This is a genomic window from Pseudophaeobacter flagellatus, assembly GCF_021228235.1.
Classification (GTDB): domain Bacteria; phylum Pseudomonadota; class Alphaproteobacteria; order Rhodobacterales; family Rhodobacteraceae; genus Pseudophaeobacter; species Pseudophaeobacter flagellatus.
This window is the reverse complement of the sequence record NZ_JAJQRG010000003.1, coordinates 44,280-60,036: the sequence shown is the minus strand read 5'-3', so window position 1 is coordinate 60,036 and position 15,757 is coordinate 44,280. Positions and strand designations below refer to the sequence as shown.

General features: G+C 60.3%; 17 protein-coding genes. 12 read left to right on the top strand and 5 right to left on the bottom strand.

Translation table 11 applies throughout. The features are described 5' to 3' along the window. Nucleotides 1-11 precede the first annotated feature (11 nt). The 6 genes from LRK71_RS06720 to selD all read left to right on the top strand — a co-directional run bounded on the left by LRK71_RS06720 (nt 12) and on the right by selD (nt 5,399). On the top strand, nt 12-365 hold the full coding sequence (locus tag LRK71_RS06720; protein WP_232402726.1) for a Na+/H+ antiporter subunit C: 354 nt from the start codon (nt 12-14) through the stop codon (nt 363-365). Continuing rightward, complete coding sequence (locus tag LRK71_RS06715; RefSeq protein ID WP_232402061.1) at nt 362-1,948, top strand: monovalent cation/H+ antiporter subunit D; 1,587 nt, start codon at nt 362-364, stop codon at nt 1,946-1,948. Before LRK71_RS06720 ends, LRK71_RS06715 begins: the two co-directional genes overlap by 4 nt. Beyond that, a complete protein-coding gene (locus tag LRK71_RS06710) occupies nt 1,945-2,442 on the top strand; it encodes a Na+/H+ antiporter subunit E (RefSeq protein WP_232402059.1) in 498 nt (165 codons plus the stop codon). The genes LRK71_RS06715 and LRK71_RS06710 overlap by 4 nt, the downstream gene beginning before the upstream one ends. After that, nucleotides 2,439-2,708: a K+/H+ antiporter subunit F gene (locus tag LRK71_RS06705; RefSeq protein ID WP_232402058.1), complete on the top strand. Its 270-nt coding sequence runs from the start codon at nt 2,439-2,441 to the stop codon at nt 2,706-2,708. Before LRK71_RS06710 ends, LRK71_RS06705 begins: the two co-directional genes overlap by 4 nt. 12 nt (nt 2,709-2,720) lie before the next feature. Further along, nucleotides 2,721-3,095, top strand: coding sequence for a Na+/H+ antiporter subunit G (locus tag LRK71_RS06700; RefSeq protein WP_232402057.1), 375 nt, complete (start codon nt 2,721-2,723; stop codon nt 3,093-3,095). Between the two features lie 120 nt (nt 3,096-3,215). Next, entirely contained in the window at nt 3,216-5,399 is a 2,184-nt protein-coding gene (gene selD / locus LRK71_RS06695) for a selenide, water dikinase SelD (protein ID WP_232402056.1), read from the top strand. On the opposite strand, the gene mnmH is transcribed toward selD, so the two are convergent. Together mnmH and LRK71_RS06685 are read right to left on the bottom strand one after the other, a co-directional pair. Continuing rightward, nucleotides 5,386-6,474, bottom strand: a complete 1,089-nt coding sequence (mnmH, locus tag LRK71_RS06690; RefSeq protein WP_232402055.1) for a tRNA 2-selenouridine(34) synthase MnmH — start codon at nt 6,472-6,474, stop codon at nt 5,386-5,388. The two genes, selD and mnmH, sit on opposite strands and share 14 nt — an antisense overlap. Before the next feature lie 144 nt (nt 6,475-6,618). Next, entirely contained in the window at nt 6,619-8,196 is a 1,578-nt protein-coding gene (locus tag LRK71_RS06685) for a bifunctional metallophosphatase/5'-nucleotidase (RefSeq protein ID WP_232402054.1), read from the bottom strand. Between the two features lie 225 nt (nt 8,197-8,421). Here LRK71_RS06685 and LRK71_RS06680 point away from each other — a divergent pair, with 225 nt between their 5' ends. Genes LRK71_RS06680 through arsC form a run of 3 tightly spaced genes read left to right on the top strand, consistent with a single transcriptional unit; the run spans nt 8,422 to nt 10,184 of the window. After that, nucleotides 8,422-8,760: a DUF952 domain-containing protein gene (locus LRK71_RS06680; RefSeq protein WP_232402053.1), complete on the top strand. Its 339-nt coding sequence runs from the start codon at nt 8,422-8,424 to the stop codon at nt 8,758-8,760. 12 nt (nt 8,761-8,772) lie between these two features. Next, nucleotides 8,773-9,831, top strand: a complete 1,059-nt coding sequence (locus LRK71_RS06675; protein WP_232402051.1) for a quinone-dependent dihydroorotate dehydrogenase — start codon at nt 8,773-8,775, stop codon at nt 9,829-9,831. Continuing rightward, a complete protein-coding gene (gene arsC, locus LRK71_RS06670; protein ID WP_232402050.1) occupies nt 9,828-10,184 on the top strand; it encodes an arsenate reductase (glutaredoxin) in 357 nt (118 codons plus the stop codon). Before LRK71_RS06675 ends, arsC begins: the two co-directional genes overlap by 4 nt. Here arsC and LRK71_RS06665 read toward each other — a convergent pair. From LRK71_RS06665 to LRK71_RS06655, 3 genes are all read right to left on the bottom strand, one after another. Continuing rightward, nucleotides 10,181-11,521: an MATE family efflux transporter gene (locus tag LRK71_RS06665; protein ID WP_232402049.1), complete on the bottom strand. Its 1,341-nt coding sequence runs from the start codon at nt 11,519-11,521 to the stop codon at nt 10,181-10,183. The two genes, arsC and LRK71_RS06665, sit on opposite strands and share 4 nt — an antisense overlap. Before the next feature lie 84 nt (nt 11,522-11,605). Further along, nucleotides 11,606-12,124: a PaaI family thioesterase gene (locus LRK71_RS06660; RefSeq protein WP_232402048.1), complete on the bottom strand. Its 519-nt coding sequence runs from the start codon at nt 12,122-12,124 to the stop codon at nt 11,606-11,608. After that, a complete protein-coding gene (locus LRK71_RS06655) occupies nt 12,121-12,543 on the bottom strand; it encodes a PaaI family thioesterase (protein WP_232402047.1) in 423 nt (140 codons plus the stop codon). The genes LRK71_RS06660 and LRK71_RS06655 overlap by 4 nt, the downstream gene beginning before the upstream one ends. 127 nt (nt 12,544-12,670) lie before the next feature. Between LRK71_RS06655 and LRK71_RS06650 the strand changes: the two genes are divergently transcribed. From LRK71_RS06650 to LRK71_RS06640, 3 genes are all read left to right on the top strand, one after another. Next, nucleotides 12,671-13,045, top strand: coding sequence for a MerR family transcriptional regulator (locus tag LRK71_RS06650; protein ID WP_232402046.1), 375 nt, complete (start codon nt 12,671-12,673; stop codon nt 13,043-13,045). A 437-nt stretch (nt 13,046-13,482) separates the two neighbouring features. Beyond that, nucleotides 13,483-13,884 (top strand): MerR family transcriptional regulator, encoded by a 402-nt coding sequence (locus LRK71_RS06645; protein WP_232402724.1) that lies wholly within the window; start codon nt 13,483-13,485, stop codon nt 13,882-13,884. A 67-nt stretch (nt 13,885-13,951) separates the two neighbouring features. Next, the gene (locus tag LRK71_RS06640) at nt 13,952-15,733 is read left to right on the top strand and encodes an acyl-CoA dehydrogenase C-terminal domain-containing protein (protein WP_232402045.1); all 1,782 of its coding nucleotides are present in this window, start codon (nt 13,952-13,954) and stop codon (nt 15,731-15,733) included. Nucleotides 15,734-15,757 lie beyond the last annotated feature (24 nt).

The following is a 15,757-nucleotide window of genomic DNA, read 5'->3' as shown; positions in this document are numbered from 1 at the left end:
ATCCCTTGAGCATCGAATTCCTGGTGGCCTCTGCCGTTGGGCTGCTGACGGCAGCCGGGATCTACCTGATCCTGCGGCGGCGCACCTTTCCGGTCATCCTTGGCCTGTCACTGCTGACATATGGGGTGAACATCTTCCTCTTTGCCACAGGCCGCCTGATGGTCAATGCCCCCCCCATTCTGAACAAATATGCCGATGTCGCCTATACCGACCCGCTGCCGCAGGCGCTGGTACTGACCGCAATCGTGATTTCCTTTGGCATGACAGCCGTGGTGGTGATGATTGCCCTGGCGGCCTATTTGTCGGCGCGCGATGATCTGATCGATATGCCACACCACCCCGAAGATGAAGGGGAAGACGCATGAACCATTTCCTGATTGCACCGGTCGTACTGCCAGCCCTGGTTGGCCCCTTTATCATCATGGTGGTGCGCCACCATCTCGACCTGATGCGGATCTTCTCGCTGGCCAGCACCGTCCTGCTGGTGGCGATTTCACTGGTGCTGGCGGCGCAGGCCTCTAGCGGTGAAATCCAGGTCTATGAGCTGGGAAACTGGTCCGCACCTTTTGGCATCGTTCTGGTGCTGGATCGTCTGTCGGCGATGATGGTCTTGCTGACCTCGGTGCTGGCGCTGGTGGTCAACCTCTATGTCATCGGCTCGGGCTGGGACAAACGCGGCGCCAATTTCCATGCATTGTTCCAGTTTCAGCTAATGGGAATCATCGGTGCTTTCCTGACGGGAGACGCCTTTAACCTGTTTGTTTTCTTCGAGGTTCTGCTGATTGCATCCTATGGGTTGATGATCCACTCGGGCGGCACCCGCCGCTTTCAGGCGGGCATGCAATATGTGGTTTACAACCTCTTGGGGTCGACGCTGTTCCTCTTTGCTCTGGGCACGCTTTACGCGGTGACAGGCACGCTGAACATGGCGGATCTGGCGGTGCGGGTGGCGGAAATTCCGGCCGAAGACAGTGCCCTATTGCGGGTTGGCGCGGTGATGTTGCTATTGGTCTTTGCCATCAAGGCCGCAGTTATTCCGCTGCACTTCTGGCTACCGGCCTCTTATGCCAATGCTCCACTGCCAATTGCGGCGCTGTTTGCGATAATGACCAAGGTGGGCGCCTATGCGATCCTGCGGATGTATACGCTGGTCTTTGGCCCTGACCTGGCGCTGACCGAGGGGCTGGCGGGGGCCTGGCTGATGCCCGCAGCCCTAATCACCCTGATGATTGGTGCAATTGGTGTGCTGGGGTCTTACCGGATGGGGCGGCTGGTGGCCTTTGGCGCCATTACCTCTATGGGCACCCTGCTGACAGCCATTGCGCTGTTCACCCCCGAAGGGGTTACGGCAGCGCTGTATTATACGGTGCATTCAACCCTGGCTGCGGCCTTCTTGTTTCTGGTCGCCGATCTGGTGACCGAACGCCAGGGCATCGAGATCACCGCCCAACGGGTGATGCCACAAAGCGGACTGATCGCGGTGCTGTTCTTTGCCGGCGCTATTGCCCTGACGGGGATGCCGCCGCTTTCGGGTTTTCTAGGGAAACTCTTGGTGCTGGATGCCGCCCGCGACCATGATCTGGTCTGGTGGATCTGGGGCACAGTTCTAATCGGCTCATTAGTGACCATTTTGGGCATGGCACGGGCGGGCAGCCTATTGTTCTGGAAAAGCCATAGCATCACAGAGACAGAGGTCGATCCTACTGTGGCCCAAGATCATCAGCCTCACCAGCTCCACGAAGACCATGACAGCAGCGCGCATGGCAAGGTGGCACCAACAGCGCGCGCAACTGTCCTGCCCTTTGTCGCCTGTTTCGCCCTGCTGGCGGGATTGGTGGCGCTGACCGTCTTTGCTGGCCCGGCCAGCCATTACGCCGAGGCCACGGCGGCCCAGTTGTTTGCACCTGAAACCTACATCAGGGCCGTACTCGGAGAGGTGACGCCATGAAACTGCTGCAGCGGCTGGTGCCGCATCCGATCCTGACCCTACTCTTGACCATCGCCTGGGTGCTGTTGACCAGTACCTGGACGCTGAATTCCCTGGTCTTTGGCTTTTTGCTGGGGATCGGGATCCCTTTTCTGACCCAGCCCTATTGGCCCAATCAGATGCGGATGAAGAAACCGCTGAAGATTGCTGCCTACATCCTTTTGGTGCTTTATGATATTATCGTTGCCAATGTGGTGGTGGCGCGTATCGTGGTATTCAAACCCAACAGCAAGCGCCGCCCGGCCTGGATTGCGGTGCCGCTGGATCTGCGCACACCAGAAGCGATTACCGTACTGGCCGGAACCATCACCATGACCCCCGGCACCGTCTCGGCGGATGTCTCTGCCGAGGGGCACGCGCTCTTGGTGCATTGTCTGGATGCCAGCGACCCGGATGCCGTCCGCGATTCGATCAAACAGCGATACGAGCGCCGCCTGATGGAGATCTTTGAATGATAGCCTTTGCCACGTTTTTTGCCTTTGTCTGTTTTGCCCTCGCGATACTGATGAACCTGTGGAAGATCATCTCCGCCGCCGAAATTGCCGATCGCATCCTGGCCCTGGATGCCATGTTCATCAATGCGCTGGCACTGATGATCCTCTATGGGATTTCCCTGGGCAGCGAGATCTATTTCGAGGCCTCCCTGATCATCGCCATGCTCGGCTTTGTTTCTACCGTGGCCTATGCGCGCTTTATTCTGCGCGGCAATATCATCGAGTAACAGGAGCCAGCCATGGACATGATTTTTGAATATCTGATCGCGGGCTTTTTGATTATGTCTGGCGTCTTTGGCTTTGTTGGCTCTTTCGGCCTGCTAAAGTTGAACGATCCGATGTCGCGCCTGCATGCACCGACCAAGGCCACGACGCTGGGCGTTGGAGGGGTTCTGCTGGCCTCTATGGTGCATGGGCTGACCGTCGAGGGCTCTGTCTCGTTGCATGAGCTGATGATCACCCTGTTCCTGTTTCTGACCGCCCCTGTCACGGCGTTGTTTATTGCCAAGGTCCACCTGCACCGGCATGAAACAAAGGACAGCCTGCCCCCCCCTGCAGATGACAGCAATTGGGCCACTCATACCGTGATTGAACCGCACCCAGAGCAGGACTGAGCCGACATCGCACCGCCGCACCGCACGGGCAGAAGATACCGCCGCAGGTATCAAGACACAGGTGGCACAAAACAGGCCACACAACACAGGCCGCACAACACAGGCAAGGTATAGATGCAGATGCATACCCCCCCTCTACCGGCAACCAAAGATGTGGTTTTGATTGGCGGCGGGCATGCGCATGCTCTCTTGCTGTTGAAATGGGGGATGCGCCCGCTGGCAGGGGCCCGCCTGACCCTGATCAACCCTGGCCCCAGCGCCCCCTATTCCGGCATGTTGCCGGGCTTTGTGGCCGGCCATTACCAGCGCGATGAGCTGGATATTGATCTGGTCAAACTGGCGCGCTTTGCCGGGGCCCGACTGGTTCTGGGGGCGGCAACGGCGATGGATCCAGTGGCCCGACAGGTGCAGGTGTCGGGGCGTGCGCCCATTGCCTATGACCTGGCCTCTTTGGATGTGGGCATCACCTCTGACATGCCCGATCTACCCGGTTTTGCGCGCTACGGTCTGCCGGCCAAACCGCTTGGTGGCTTTGCCCGGACCTGGGATCAATTCCGCCAGACGCAGGCGGATCACGCGAGGGCATCAAGCCCGGCGGCCAATATCGCGGTGATCGGTGGCGGCGTCGCCGGAGCCGAGCTGATCCTGGCCATGGCCTACGCGCTGGCGCAGCAGGGGCGGCTGGGCCAGGCCAGCCTGATCGACAGCCGAAGGGTATTGGGGCAGGCCAGCCCCGATCTGCGCCGCCGCCTGCTGCGGGCCTTTTGCGAACGCCGGGTCACGCTGGTGGAAAACACCGCGGTCGCCCGGATTGAAGCCGACCACATCCAGCTGGAAGATGGCCGAACAGTGCTGTCAGATTTCACCACCGGTGCCGCTGGTGCCCGCCCGCAGGACTGGATCGCCCAGAGCGGACTGGCGCTGCAGGATGGCTTTATCAAGGTGGACGAAACCCTGCAAAGCTCTGTTCCGGGGGTCTTTGCGGCAGGGGACTGCGCCCATATGACCGCCACGCCGCGCCCCAAGGCCGGGGTCTATGCAGTGCGTCAGGCCCCCATTCTCTATCACAATCTGCGCGCCCAGCTGACCCAGGATCCGCTGCGCAAATATCAGCCGCAAAAGGACTATCTAAAGCTGATCTCGCTGGGCAAGACCGAGGCCCTGGGCCAGCGCTTCGGGCTACAATTTTCCGGCGCTCTGGTCTGGCACTGGAAAGACCGGATCGACCGGGCCTTTATGGATCAGTTTCGCAACCTGCCCCAGATGCCCACGGCCAGCCTGCCACCGGAACATACCCATGATCTGCCTGCCATCCTGGGCGACAAACCCATGTGCGGTGGCTGTGGAGCCAAGGCGGGGCGCGCTGCCCTGCGCGGGGCGCTTACAGGCCTGGCAGCAGCACGGCGCAGCGATGTGACGCCACTGCCCGGCGATGACGCCGCACTGGTGCAAACCGGTGGCGCGCAGCAGGTGATCACCACCGATCATCTGCGCGCCTCGACACTCGACCCCGAGGTCATGGCTCGAATTGCTGCGGTGCATGCGCTTGGAGATATCTGGGCCATGGCTGCCGCGCCACAGGTGGCCACTGCCAATCTGATCCTGCCGCGCCTGTCCCCGGCGCTGCAACAGCGCAGCCTGGCCGAAATCATGGGCGCTGCGACGCAGGTATTTCAGGACGCCGGGGCTGATATCATCGGCGGTCATACCTCTCTCGGGGATGAGCTGTCGATTGGCTTCACCGTCACCGGCCTCTGTGACAGCCCGCCTGTGACCCTGGGCGGGGCGCAGCCCGGCGATGTGCTGATCCTGACCAAACCTATTGGGTCGGGCGTGATCATGGCCGCCGAGATGCTGGGCGCGGCCAAGGGCGCCTGGGTGGCAGCGGCTTTGGCGCGGATGGTGCAGCCCCAGGGCGCGGCCTCCCGGATCTTGGCTTCGGCCCATGCGATGACCGATGTCACCGGCTTTGGCCTTGCCGGGCATCTCTTGGGGATCTGCGAGGCCTCGGGCCTGGCTGCCCAGCTGGATCTTGCCGCAGTGCCACTGATGCAGGGGGCTGCCACGCTCAGCGCGCATGGCATCCGATCCTCCCTGTTTGAAGACAACCGCGCCCTCGCCCCCGACTTGCCACACCGCCCCGAGGTTGATCTGCTGTTTGATCCGCAAACCGCTGGCGGGCTGCTAGCCGCGCTGGCCCCGGATGAAGCAGAAGACAAACTGCAGGACCTGCGCGCCGCTGGCTTTGATGCAGCACGCATCGGCCGCCTGAAGGCTGGTGCGCCCGGCCTTATGCTGGTTTAATAGCGCCGCCTTTAGGGCGCTGTGCCGGGGCGGCCATAAGGTCGCATATCTGTTGCGCGGCGCGGTCCAGATCTGCCTGGGTCATCTGCCCCAGACCCACCTCAGCGAGAGGCGGCAAACCATTGATACGGCGCGATTTTTGATAGGCAGGGTCATAGTGATCCTGCATCAGGGCCAGGGTCAGCGCTGCCTTGTCCCCCGCCGCAATCAGGTCAAACCAGTGATCTATCACCGCATTTGCGTGATGCCCCCGCAGATACCCAAGCTTCTGTTGCAAGCGCTGTGTATCCGACAGGATATCATCATAAACCTGGGTCAGATATTGGCAGCGGGCTGCACTGGGGGCGCTGACCTCGATCCGGGGGGCCTGTTTCATCGCACGCCACAGGCTGGGTGGAATGATGCGGGCACCAACCTTGCTCGACTCGGCCTCGACCAGAACCGGGCGCGCCGGGTCCATCGGCACCAGCGCCTGTGCCAGGGCGCTTTCAAATCCCTTTTGGCTCGGCTGTGGATCCGACATCGCCCCCAGCAAAGAGCCGCGATGATTGGCCAGCCCCTCCAGATCAAGCATCTGTGCACCCAGGGCCTGACAGCGCTGCAACAGCTCTGTCTTGGCACTGCCGGTATAGCCATCCAGCGCGATCAGCCGAAACGGCAGCACCTGATCATAAAGGTAAGACTTCACCAGGCGGCGATAGGTCTGATACCCGCCCTCGACCAGATCTGCCCGCCAGCCGATCTGTTGCAGCATCCAGGAAAAACTGCCCGAGCGCTGACCGCCACGCCAGCAATAGACCAGCGGTTGCCAGCCGCCGTCATGATGGCTCAGCCTGTGTTCAATGTGATTGGCGGCATTGCGAAACACCAGTGCCGCACCAAGTTTACGGGCACGAAAGGGGCTGTCCTGCACATAGATGGTGCCGACCTGCGCCCGTTCTTCGTTGTCCAGAACAGGCAGGTTGATGGCCCCCGGAAGATGATCCTCGGCAAATTCGGCAGGGCTGCGCACATCAATGACGCAGTCAGCCCCATGGGCCAACAAATCCTGCAGCGATTCATAACGCTTTGACATGCTGTCTGACCTACCCTTTGAACGGGCTGAATAAAAGAGAGATTTCGCACGCAGACTGTCGCACCCGCCACAAAAGAATGCCCCGCCAGTCCAAGACAGTGGCGGGGCATATGGGGGTGAGGCAACTGTTTCGCGCGCGAAACGCTATTTCTGCGAAATACGCCCATCGGTATAGGCCTGATAGGCCCCCTGATCTGCCAGGTATTCGGCCAGTACATCGGCAAGATCGGGACCAAAATCATAGGCGTTCTTGTCGTCGCCGGCAAAGATCTTGTAGCCGTCACCGCCATTACGCACATAGTTATTGGTCACCACCAGATAGGTCTTGGCCGGATCAAGCGGCACAAAGCCCTGATCGCTTGCGACCTGAACCTCTTGCACCCGGCCCTCATTGGCCGCGACACTGCCATCCCAGCTGAACTTCAGCCCGGCAACCTGAGGAAAGCGGCCTTTGACCTCTTCCACCTGACTGACGCCATTTTCAAGGGCTGCAACCAGCCCGGCGCCAGTGATTTCAAAGGTGGACAGCGTATTCTGGAACGGCAGCACCGTCAGCACCTCGCCCATGGTGACAGCGCCGGGTTCCAGGCTGGCGCGAATGCCGCCGGAATTGGCAATGGCGATGGTCACGCCCTGGTCCTTGACCCGATCCAGCATGGCATCCGCCACCAGATTCCCCATCTCGCATTCCTGGATACGGCAGATGGTGCGATCACCTTCCACCGCGCTGGCGGCCTCGGCCACGACCTTATTGCGGATCTCATCCAGCGGCTGTGCCAGCTCGGCAATGCGCGCCAGGGTATCGCTGTCCTCGGCCACATTGCCATCCATGATCAGCGGCTCGCCTGCTGCCTCGGTCACAGTTCCGGCCTCGTCAAAGGTGACGTTCAGCTCGCCCAGGAATTTGCCATAAGCATAGGCCTGCACAATGGCCACATCATTGACCATGGTAGGATAGGGACCAACCGCATCTTCGGATGTATTGGACAGATAAGTATTTGAATGCCCGCCAACAATCACATCCACCCCAGTGGTTCCCGCCGCCACGACCTGATCCACTTTATAGCCAGAATGGCTGAGCACGATAATCTTGTTGACGCCCATCTCTGTCAGCCGGTCGACCTCTCCCTGCACGGCAGCCACCGGATCAGAGAACGAAATATTCGCACCAGGGCTGGCCAGATCATGGGTGTCTTCCGGGGTCAGACCAATCAGACCGATCTTTTCGCCGCCGCGTTCAATCACCGTGGATTTTTGCAAGACATCCGCCAGGGCAGGTTCCGCCGAGACATCCGCATTGGACATCAGCACCGGGAACTCTACCGCATCCATGAACCCGCGCAGGACCTCGGGGCCATCGTCAAATTCGTGGTTGCCAACGGTCATCCCGTCATAGCCGAGCTTGTTCATCATCTCGGCTGCGACCTTGCCCTTGTAGTAGGTATAAAACAGCGAGCCCTGGAACTGATCGCCACCATCCACCAAGATCGCATTCCCGGCCCGTTCACGCGCTGCGGCCAGGGCCGTGACCAAACGTGCCGATCCGCCAAAGCACTTGCCCTCGGCGTTGTCGCCCTCGCGGCAGCCACTGTCATATTTGCTGATCGGTTCAAAGCGCGCGTGGAAGTCATTGGTGTGCAGAATGGTCAGTTTATACTCTGCCGCCGCCATGCCAGCCGTCAGGCCCAAGGCCGCGACCGAGGTCAAAATTCGCGTCATCATCAGTATCGCTCCCGTTGTTATTCTTTGCCCGCAATGGTGCGATCAAAGCATCAACCAGTCAAAGGGGAATAACGCCCGGCCCGGCCCTTAGGCAGCATTCGGCACGATATTTGCACGTTTAGCGCGATTTGCGCCGCGCTTGCCGGGTGATCTGCGGCGGATTACTGCACCCGGATCTGTCGCTTCGGGCTTGATTCCAACGACGGCGCGGGGCATCAGATCGCCATGCTGATCTATAAAATCCTCCGCGCCGATGAATGGTCGGCCTTCCAGTCCCAAGGCAAAACCCTTGGCGCGCCCATCGACCTGAGCGATGGTTTCATTCACTTCTCCACCGCGCTGCAAGCGACCGAGACTGCTGCCAAGCATTTTGCCGGTGTCGATGGGCTCTGGCTGCTTGCACTGGATACAGAAGCGCTGGGGGAGGCGCTGAAATGGGAGGTCTCGCGCGGCGGTGACGATTTCCCGCATCTCTACCGCAAGATGCACCTGTCAGAGGTGATCTGGGCCAAACCCCTGCCGCTGATCGACGGTATACATCGCTTTCCCCAAGCCATGACATGAGCACCCCAATCCATGAAACTGACTGAAAAACTTGCGCTCAAGGCGCTGCACAAGCTGGATCCGGAAGTGGCGCACGGGCTGTCGATCAAGGCGCTGACAACGGGGCTGGCCCCCTGCCCCGGCCCGGTACGATCCCCCCGGTTGAAATGTGACATCGCGGGCATCGCGCTGGACAATCCGGTGGGGCTGGCCGCAGGCTTTGACAAAAACGCCGAGGCCCTGGCGCCGCTGACCCAGGCCGGGTTCGGCTTTATCGAGGTCGGCGCTGCCACCCCGCGCCCGCAGCCTGGCAACCCCAAGCCACGCCTGTTCCGGCTGAGCGAAGACCGCGCTGCGATCAATCGCTTTGGCTTTAACAACGACGGTATGGAGGTGATTGCAGAGCGGCTGGCGAACCGACCCAAAACAGGCGTGATTGGCCTGAACCTTGGTGCCAACAAGGACAGCGACGACCGGGCAGCCGATTTTGCCAAAGTGCTGGCGCGCTGTGGCGCTTCTCTGGATTTTGCCACGGTCAATGTGTCTTCGCCCAACACCGAAAAGCTGCGGGATCTGCAGGGCAAGGCAGCACTTTCGGCGCTGTTGAACGGGGTGATCGAAACCCGCGACAGCCTGGGTCGCCGGGTGCCGATCTTCCTGAAAATCGCCCCCGATCTAGATCGTGCCGCCATCGAAGACATTGCAGCCGTGGCGCTGGACACCGGCATCGACGGCGTGATTGCCACCAATACCACCCTGTCGCGCGAGGGGCTGCAAAGCCCGCACCGGGCCGAGGCCGGCGGGCTGTCCGGCGCGCCGCTATTTGAAGCCTCAACCCGCGTCTTGGCCCAGCTTTCTGATCTACTGCAGGGTCAGGTGCCGCTGATTGGCGTTGGCGGCATCGGCAGTGCCGAACAGGCCTATGCCAAGATCTGCGCCGGTGCCTCTGCTGTCCAGCTCTATACGGCGATGGTTTTTGGTGGGATTTCACTGGCGGGCGATATCGCGCGCGGGCTGGATGACCTGCTGGTGCGCGACGGGTTTGCCTCTGTCGCTGCCGCCGTGGGCTGCAAACGGGGGGAATGGCTATGATCAGCTATTGGCACAATCCACGCTGCTCTAAATCGCGCGCAGGTCTTGCGCTGCTTGAAAGCCGGGGGATCACGCCAGAGGTGCGGCTCTATCTGCAAGATCCGCCAAGGTCGGCAGAGCTGCAGGCGCTGCACGCCGCCCTTGGGGGAACGGTGATCGAAATGATGCGAACGGGCGAAAAGGTCTTCAAAGAGCTGGGCCTGAGCAAGGACAGCCCCGCAGCAGACCTGCTGGCGGCCATGCAGACACATCCCATCCTGATCGAACGGCCAATTGCGATCAAGCAGGATGGCGACGTAATCGAACAGGTGGTGATTGGCCGCCCAACCGAAGCACTGGAGCTGCTGCTCTAGGCGACCGCGCCTTGCTGGGATGACGCCACGCTGGCCTCTAGCCGAGGATAGCGCAGCCCCAGTGTCACAGCGCGGGCACAGTTCAATACCAAAAGCGCCGCCCAGAGCCCATGATTGCCCCAGATCGGCACCAGCACCAGCAGCACCACGAGAAAAATCGCCACCGATTGCACCATCGCCCGGCGCATATCCCCCGTCCAGGTCGCGCCGATATAGATGCCGTCATACATGTAGCTTGCCACCGAAATCAGTGGCAGCAGCGCGGCCCAGATCAGATAGCTACGCCCCTCGGCTCTGACCTCGGGGGCGGTGGCCATCAGGTCAATCAGATAGGGACCGCCCAGAAAAAAACCGGCGCTCAGCAATACAGCGCAGACAATCCCCCATTGGCTGGAAATCCAGGCGGCGCGACGCAGGTTGCCCCGGTTCTTTGCGCCAATGGCACCACCCACCAACGCCTCGGCGGAAAAGGCAAAACCATCTAACGCAAAGGCCGTGATCTCGACGAACTGCAGCAGCACCTGATTGGCTGCCAGCGTAACATCGCCAAATTTGGCCCCCACAAACATAAAACAGGTGAAAGACCCGGTCAGCAGCACCGAGCGTACCATGATATCACCATTGACCTGCGCCATCCGCCGGATCCGCACCGGGTCAAACACCCTTGGCCAATCGCACCATTGCCGCCCGGCAAAGGCCGCACGACACAGCCAAAGCCCCAGCGCCAGGCCGCTCCATTCGGCAATCAGGGTGGCAAGAGCGACGCCTTCGACGCCCCAGTCCAGCCCCAGTACAAACCACAGATCCAAGGCTATATTGATCCCATTCATCCAGATCTGCAGCACAAAGACCCCGCGGGTATTTTCCATCGCGATCAGCCAGCCCGTCACCGCAAAGAGCGCAATGGTCGCGGGCGCACCCCAGATGCGGATCTGCAGATAATCGCGCGCCAGGGTTTCAACCTCGGCACTGGTGGGGGCCAGGGCAAAAGCCCCCCAGAACACCAGGCCCTGCAGCGAAACAAAGGTGATCCCGGCAAGCGCAGCCAGCAGGACGCCGCGCATCAACAAAGCGCCGGTTTCCGCCGTGTCCCCGGCACCGCGCGCCTGCGCCACCAGGCCAGTGGTGCCCATGCGCAGAAAGCCGAAAATGAAATAAAGCGTCGCCAGAATAACCGCGCCAATTCCCACCGCGCCAATAGGCGCCGCCTGCCCCATCTGCCCGACAACGCCGGTATCCACCGCGCCCAGAATAGGCACCGTGGCATTGGACAGCACAATCGGCAGGGCAATTTTCAGCACCCGCGCATGGGTGATGTCATCCTGTTGCAAACCCATCTCGCGGGCACCTTCTTGTCATATGTAAGGTCACGCGCGACACCACCCAACAAGCCGGACGTGCTGCGCACTTGACCCCAGGCGTCAGCTTTTGGCCGCTTTCTCTTGTGGCATCAGAAAATGGCCGGTGGCCTGGGCAAACAGCTTGTCTTTGTGATCCTGCCAGGCCTCGACATGGACAGAGGCATAGCGCCGTCCGGCGCGGCTGATCGTGGCGCGGGCATAGGCATCGCGCGGCAGGCCAGAGCGCAGGTAGTCCACGGAAAAATCAATGGTTTTAGGTTGGCGCGGCAGGATACCCTTTGCCATGTCTTCGGGATCCAAGGCACCGCTTTCAATGCTGCCCCAGATCTGCGACCAATTCAGAGAGACCGTGGCGGTGATCTCCAGAAAGGCCGCCGTCACCCCACCATGAATGGCAGGCAAAAACGGATTGCCGATGTGTTTGTCGTTAAAGTTCAGCTGCGCCGTCAGCTCATCACCACGGCGATCAAAGCTGACATTGAGAAAGCGGATATAGGGCACCGAGTCGAGCAGAGCATTCAGCGCCGCATCGCGGCGCTGCTTGACCACCTGGATTGGTTCTGGACGGGGGCGCTTCAAAATCCACTCTCCACTGTAAAGGCGCCAGCGGCGGTTGCGACCGGGCGATCGGTATCGTCATCGCTGGCCACCGCCCGCACAAAAGCAACGCTGCGGGTGATGTGATGACAGGTGGCGCGGGTGGTGATGCTTTGGCCCGGCGTCGCACCGCGCATGTAATCGATGCGCAGATCAATGGTTGCAGTGCCGCCGGGCGCATCAGGGTGACACATCACCGCAGCGCCACAACAGGTATCCATCAAGGCCGACACCGCCCCGCCCGCGATGACGCCGCTCTGCGGGTCTCCGATAAGCTTTTCATCATAGGGCATTGAAATACATGCAGTTCCATCGCCAATTTCTTCCAGAACCATCCCCAGCTCTTTGGCATGCGGTATCGCCTGAATGAACTGACGTGCGAGATCTGTCTTGTCTGCCATATGGCTGTTTCCTATCCTGACTTGGCCCATTTGTGGCCCTGCTCGAAACAAAGAGCAAGCCCACAACACGCAGGGAGGTTGCACAGGTCATTTCAAGTGCATAGGTTGCGCGCAAGGGAGATGATGGATGACCGAAGCAAGATTGTCATTCAAGGAAATGTGCGCAGCCTTTGACGTTACGCCGCGAACCTTGCGATATTATGAGTATATTGAACTGCTGAAACCCGATCGCGAAGGGCGGTCACGGTTTTACGGTGCCCGAGAGCGTGCCCGGATGAAGCTGATTCTGCGCGGCCGCCGGTTTGGCTTTCAGTTGGAAGAGATCCGCCAATGGCTGCTGATCTACGAAAACGAAGGCAACCAGGCCCAGATGCAGGCTTTCATAGAGATGGCTGACCACCAGATGGGCGAGTTGCAGCAGCAACGCGAACAGCTGGACGAGGCCCTGGATGAGCTGGGCAGCCTACGCGCCACCACCAAAAGTCTTCTGTCGCAAAGCTGACGCCCGGCCGCCTGCCAAGGCTGAACCGCAAACAGACGCGGCAGAGCAGACCATCTGCGCCCCCTGCCCTGCGCCGGTTGCGGCGCGGCCTTTCCAACATGCCGACACAGGAAAACGTGCCGCCCCATCGGGGCAGCGCGCTACTTTGTCATGGCCGATTGGCGACCTAGATCAAGGAACGCGCTGCCAACCCCTGGACCTGTCCGCGACCAGAGCGGGCGTCACGACAGGTGACCGTGACGTCACCTTTGAAAGTGACGCGGCGTTCGGCTTACGTCAACGTCAAGAAGATGTTGTAAATCACCGCAACCCGGGCCAGCTTGGTCAGGCAGGCCTTGCCGGTTTCCCCCGTTTCCCGGGACCGATCCGCTGGCCAAGACCGCACAGGCAAACCACCGCCCGCCCGGCGCCGACAAAGAGTGACGACGATGACTGATATGAGCGAAGAGACCAAATCGATCCGCGAAATGTGCGACGCCTTTGGCGTGACCCCCCGCACCCTCCGCTTTTATGAGGCCAAAGAGCTGCTGTTTCCCCAGCGCGACGGGCAAAAACGCCTGTTCACCAAACGAGACGGTGCCCGGCTAAAGCTGATCCTGCGCGGCAAGCGCTTTGGCTTTAGCCTGGAAGAGATCCGCCAGCTACTGGATCTGTATCACATTGGCGATCAACAGATCACCCAACTGTCGCGCACCTATGAAATCGCCTGCGATCGACTCGCCGATATGATGCGTCAGCGTGATGAGCTGAACGAAGCCATCGAAGAGCTGCAGGACCAGTTGAAATGGGGCGAAAAAGTCATCGCCTCGATGAAATCCGATCAGGAGGCCGCCGAGTAGCGCCGCCCCCGCCAGCCTGCACGGGCAGGCCTATTTGACCCGAACTCTGCCACCAACGAGGACCGCAATGACCGTCTATTCAGCCCCCACCAAAGACACCCAGTTCATCCTGCATGACGTCTTGAAAGTCTCTGAGGCCGCAACCCCAGGCTATGACGATCTGGAACGCGACTTCACTGCCGCCATCCTAGAAGAAGCCGGCAAGATCAGTTCCGAGGTATTGCACCCGCTGAACGTCGTGGGCGACACCGAAGGCTGCCGCCTGGAAAATGGCGTGGTTTCAACCCCAACCGGGTTCAAGGCGGCCTTTGAACAGGTCAAGGAAGGCGGCTGGACCGGGCTAGACATGCCCGAACAATATGGCGGCCAGAACATGCCCTATGTGCTGGGCACCGCCGTTGGCGAGATGTTCTCCTCTGCCAACCAGGCCTTTGTGATGTATCAGGGCCTGACCCATGGGGCCGCCGCCGCGATCCTGGCACATGGCACCGATCAGCAAAAAGACACCTACCTGCCCAAGATGGTCTCTTGCGAATGGACTGGCACCATGAACCTGACCGAACCGCACTGCGGCACCGATCTTGGCCTGATGCGCACCAAGGCAGAACCGCAGGATGATGGCAGCTACAAGGTCTCAGGCCAGAAGATCTTTATCTCGGCTGGTGATCACGACATGGCTGACAACATTATCCACCTGGTCCTGGCCAAAATCCCCGGTGGCCCCGAGGGCATCAAGGGGGTGTCGCTCTTTATCGTGCCCAAATTCGTGGTCAAAGAGGATGGTACCCCCGGCGCGCGCAATGGCGTTTCGGTTGGCAACATTGAAAAGAAAATGGGCATCCACGGCAATTCAACCTGCGTGATGAACTATGATGAGGCCACCGGCTATCTGCTGGGGGATCTGCACAAAGGCATGCGCGCCATGTTCACCATGATGAACGAAGCCCGCATCGGCGTTGGCATGCAGGGCGTTAGCCAGGCCGAAGCCGCCTATCAGAATGCAGTAGTATACGCCAAGGACCGGCTGCAGGGCCGCGATGTAACCGGTGCCAAGAACCCCGAAGGCCCGGCCGACCCGCTGATCGTGCACCCCGATATACGGCGCTCTCTCATGGACCAGAAAAGCTTTATTGAAGGCGGCCGTGCCTTCCTGCTCTGGGGCGCGGGGCTGATCGACCAAGCGCACCGCGATGGCAACAAGGACGCCGACGGGCTGATTTCGCTGCTGACGCCGGTGATCAAAGGTTTCTTGACCGACGAAGGCTATGACATGACGGTCAAGGCCCAGCAGGTCTTTGGCGGCCACGGCTATATCGAAGAACACGGTATGAGCCAGTACACCCGCGACGCCCGTATCGCCCAGATCTATGAGGGCGCCAATGGCGTTCAGGCGCTGGATCTGGTCGGCCGCAAGCTGGCCGTTGATGGCGGAAAGCACCTGATGGCCTTCTTTGAGCTGGTAAAAACCTTCTGCAAGGACAACGCCGATCTGAACGAAGCCTATAGCAAAGACTTTATTGCGCCCCTGAAATCCGCCTCAAAGGACCTGCAGGCCGCCAGCATGTATTTTATGCAAAACGGCATGAAGAACCCCAATAATGCCCTCGCAGGCTCGACTGACTTCATGCATATGTTCGGCCATGTCTGCCTGGGCCTGATGTGGGCGCAGATGGCCAAAGCCGCAACGGAATGCCTTGACGCTGGAGCCTCTGACGCGGCGTTCTACGAGACAAAAATCGCCACCGGCCGGTACTATATGGCACGAAGATTGCCCGCCACCAAACTGCATCTGGCCCGGATCGAAACCGGTGCCGATACAGTCATGGCCCTGGATGCGGCAAACTTCTGATCCATATGACAAACCGGGCCTCCC

Coding starts and splice junctions, on each gene's coding strand:
- LRK71_RS06715 (WP_232402061.1), top strand. CDS start 362: ATGAACCATTTCCTGATTGCACCGGTCGTACTGCCAGCCCTGGTTGGC.
- LRK71_RS06710 (WP_232402059.1), top strand. CDS start 1,945: ATGAAACTGCTGCAGCGGCTGGTGCCGCATCCGATCCTGACCCTACTC.
- LRK71_RS06705 (WP_232402058.1), top strand. CDS start 2,439: ATGATAGCCTTTGCCACGTTTTTTGCCTTTGTCTGTTTTGCCCTCGCG.
- LRK71_RS06700 (WP_232402057.1), top strand. CDS start 2,721: ATGGACATGATTTTTGAATATCTGATCGCGGGCTTTTTGATTATGTCT.
- selD (WP_232402056.1), top strand. CDS start 3,216: ATGCATACCCCCCCTCTACCGGCAACCAAAGATGTGGTTTTGATTGGC.
- mnmH (WP_232402055.1), bottom strand. CDS start 6,474: ATGTCAAAGCGTTATGAATCGCTGCAGGATTTGTTGGCCCATGGGGCT.
- LRK71_RS06685 (WP_232402054.1), bottom strand. CDS start 8,196: ATGATGACGCGAATTTTGACCTCGGTCGCGGCCTTGGGCCTGACGGCT.
- LRK71_RS06680 (WP_232402053.1), top strand. CDS start 8,422: ATGCTGATCTATAAAATCCTCCGCGCCGATGAATGGTCGGCCTTCCAG.
- LRK71_RS06675 (WP_232402051.1), top strand. CDS start 8,773: ATGAAACTGACTGAAAAACTTGCGCTCAAGGCGCTGCACAAGCTGGAT.
- arsC (WP_232402050.1), top strand. CDS start 9,828: ATGATCAGCTATTGGCACAATCCACGCTGCTCTAAATCGCGCGCAGGT.
- LRK71_RS06665 (WP_232402049.1), bottom strand. CDS start 11,521: ATGGGTTTGCAACAGGATGACATCACCCATGCGCGGGTGCTGAAAATT.
- LRK71_RS06655 (WP_232402047.1), bottom strand. CDS start 12,543: ATGGCAGACAAGACAGATCTCGCACGTCAGTTCATTCAGGCGATACCG.
- LRK71_RS06650 (WP_232402046.1), top strand. CDS start 12,671: ATGACCGAAGCAAGATTGTCATTCAAGGAAATGTGCGCAGCCTTTGAC.
- LRK71_RS06645 (WP_232402724.1), top strand. CDS start 13,483: ATGAGCGAAGAGACCAAATCGATCCGCGAAATGTGCGACGCCTTTGGC.
- LRK71_RS06640 (WP_232402045.1), top strand. CDS start 13,952: ATGACCGTCTATTCAGCCCCCACCAAAGACACCCAGTTCATCCTGCAT.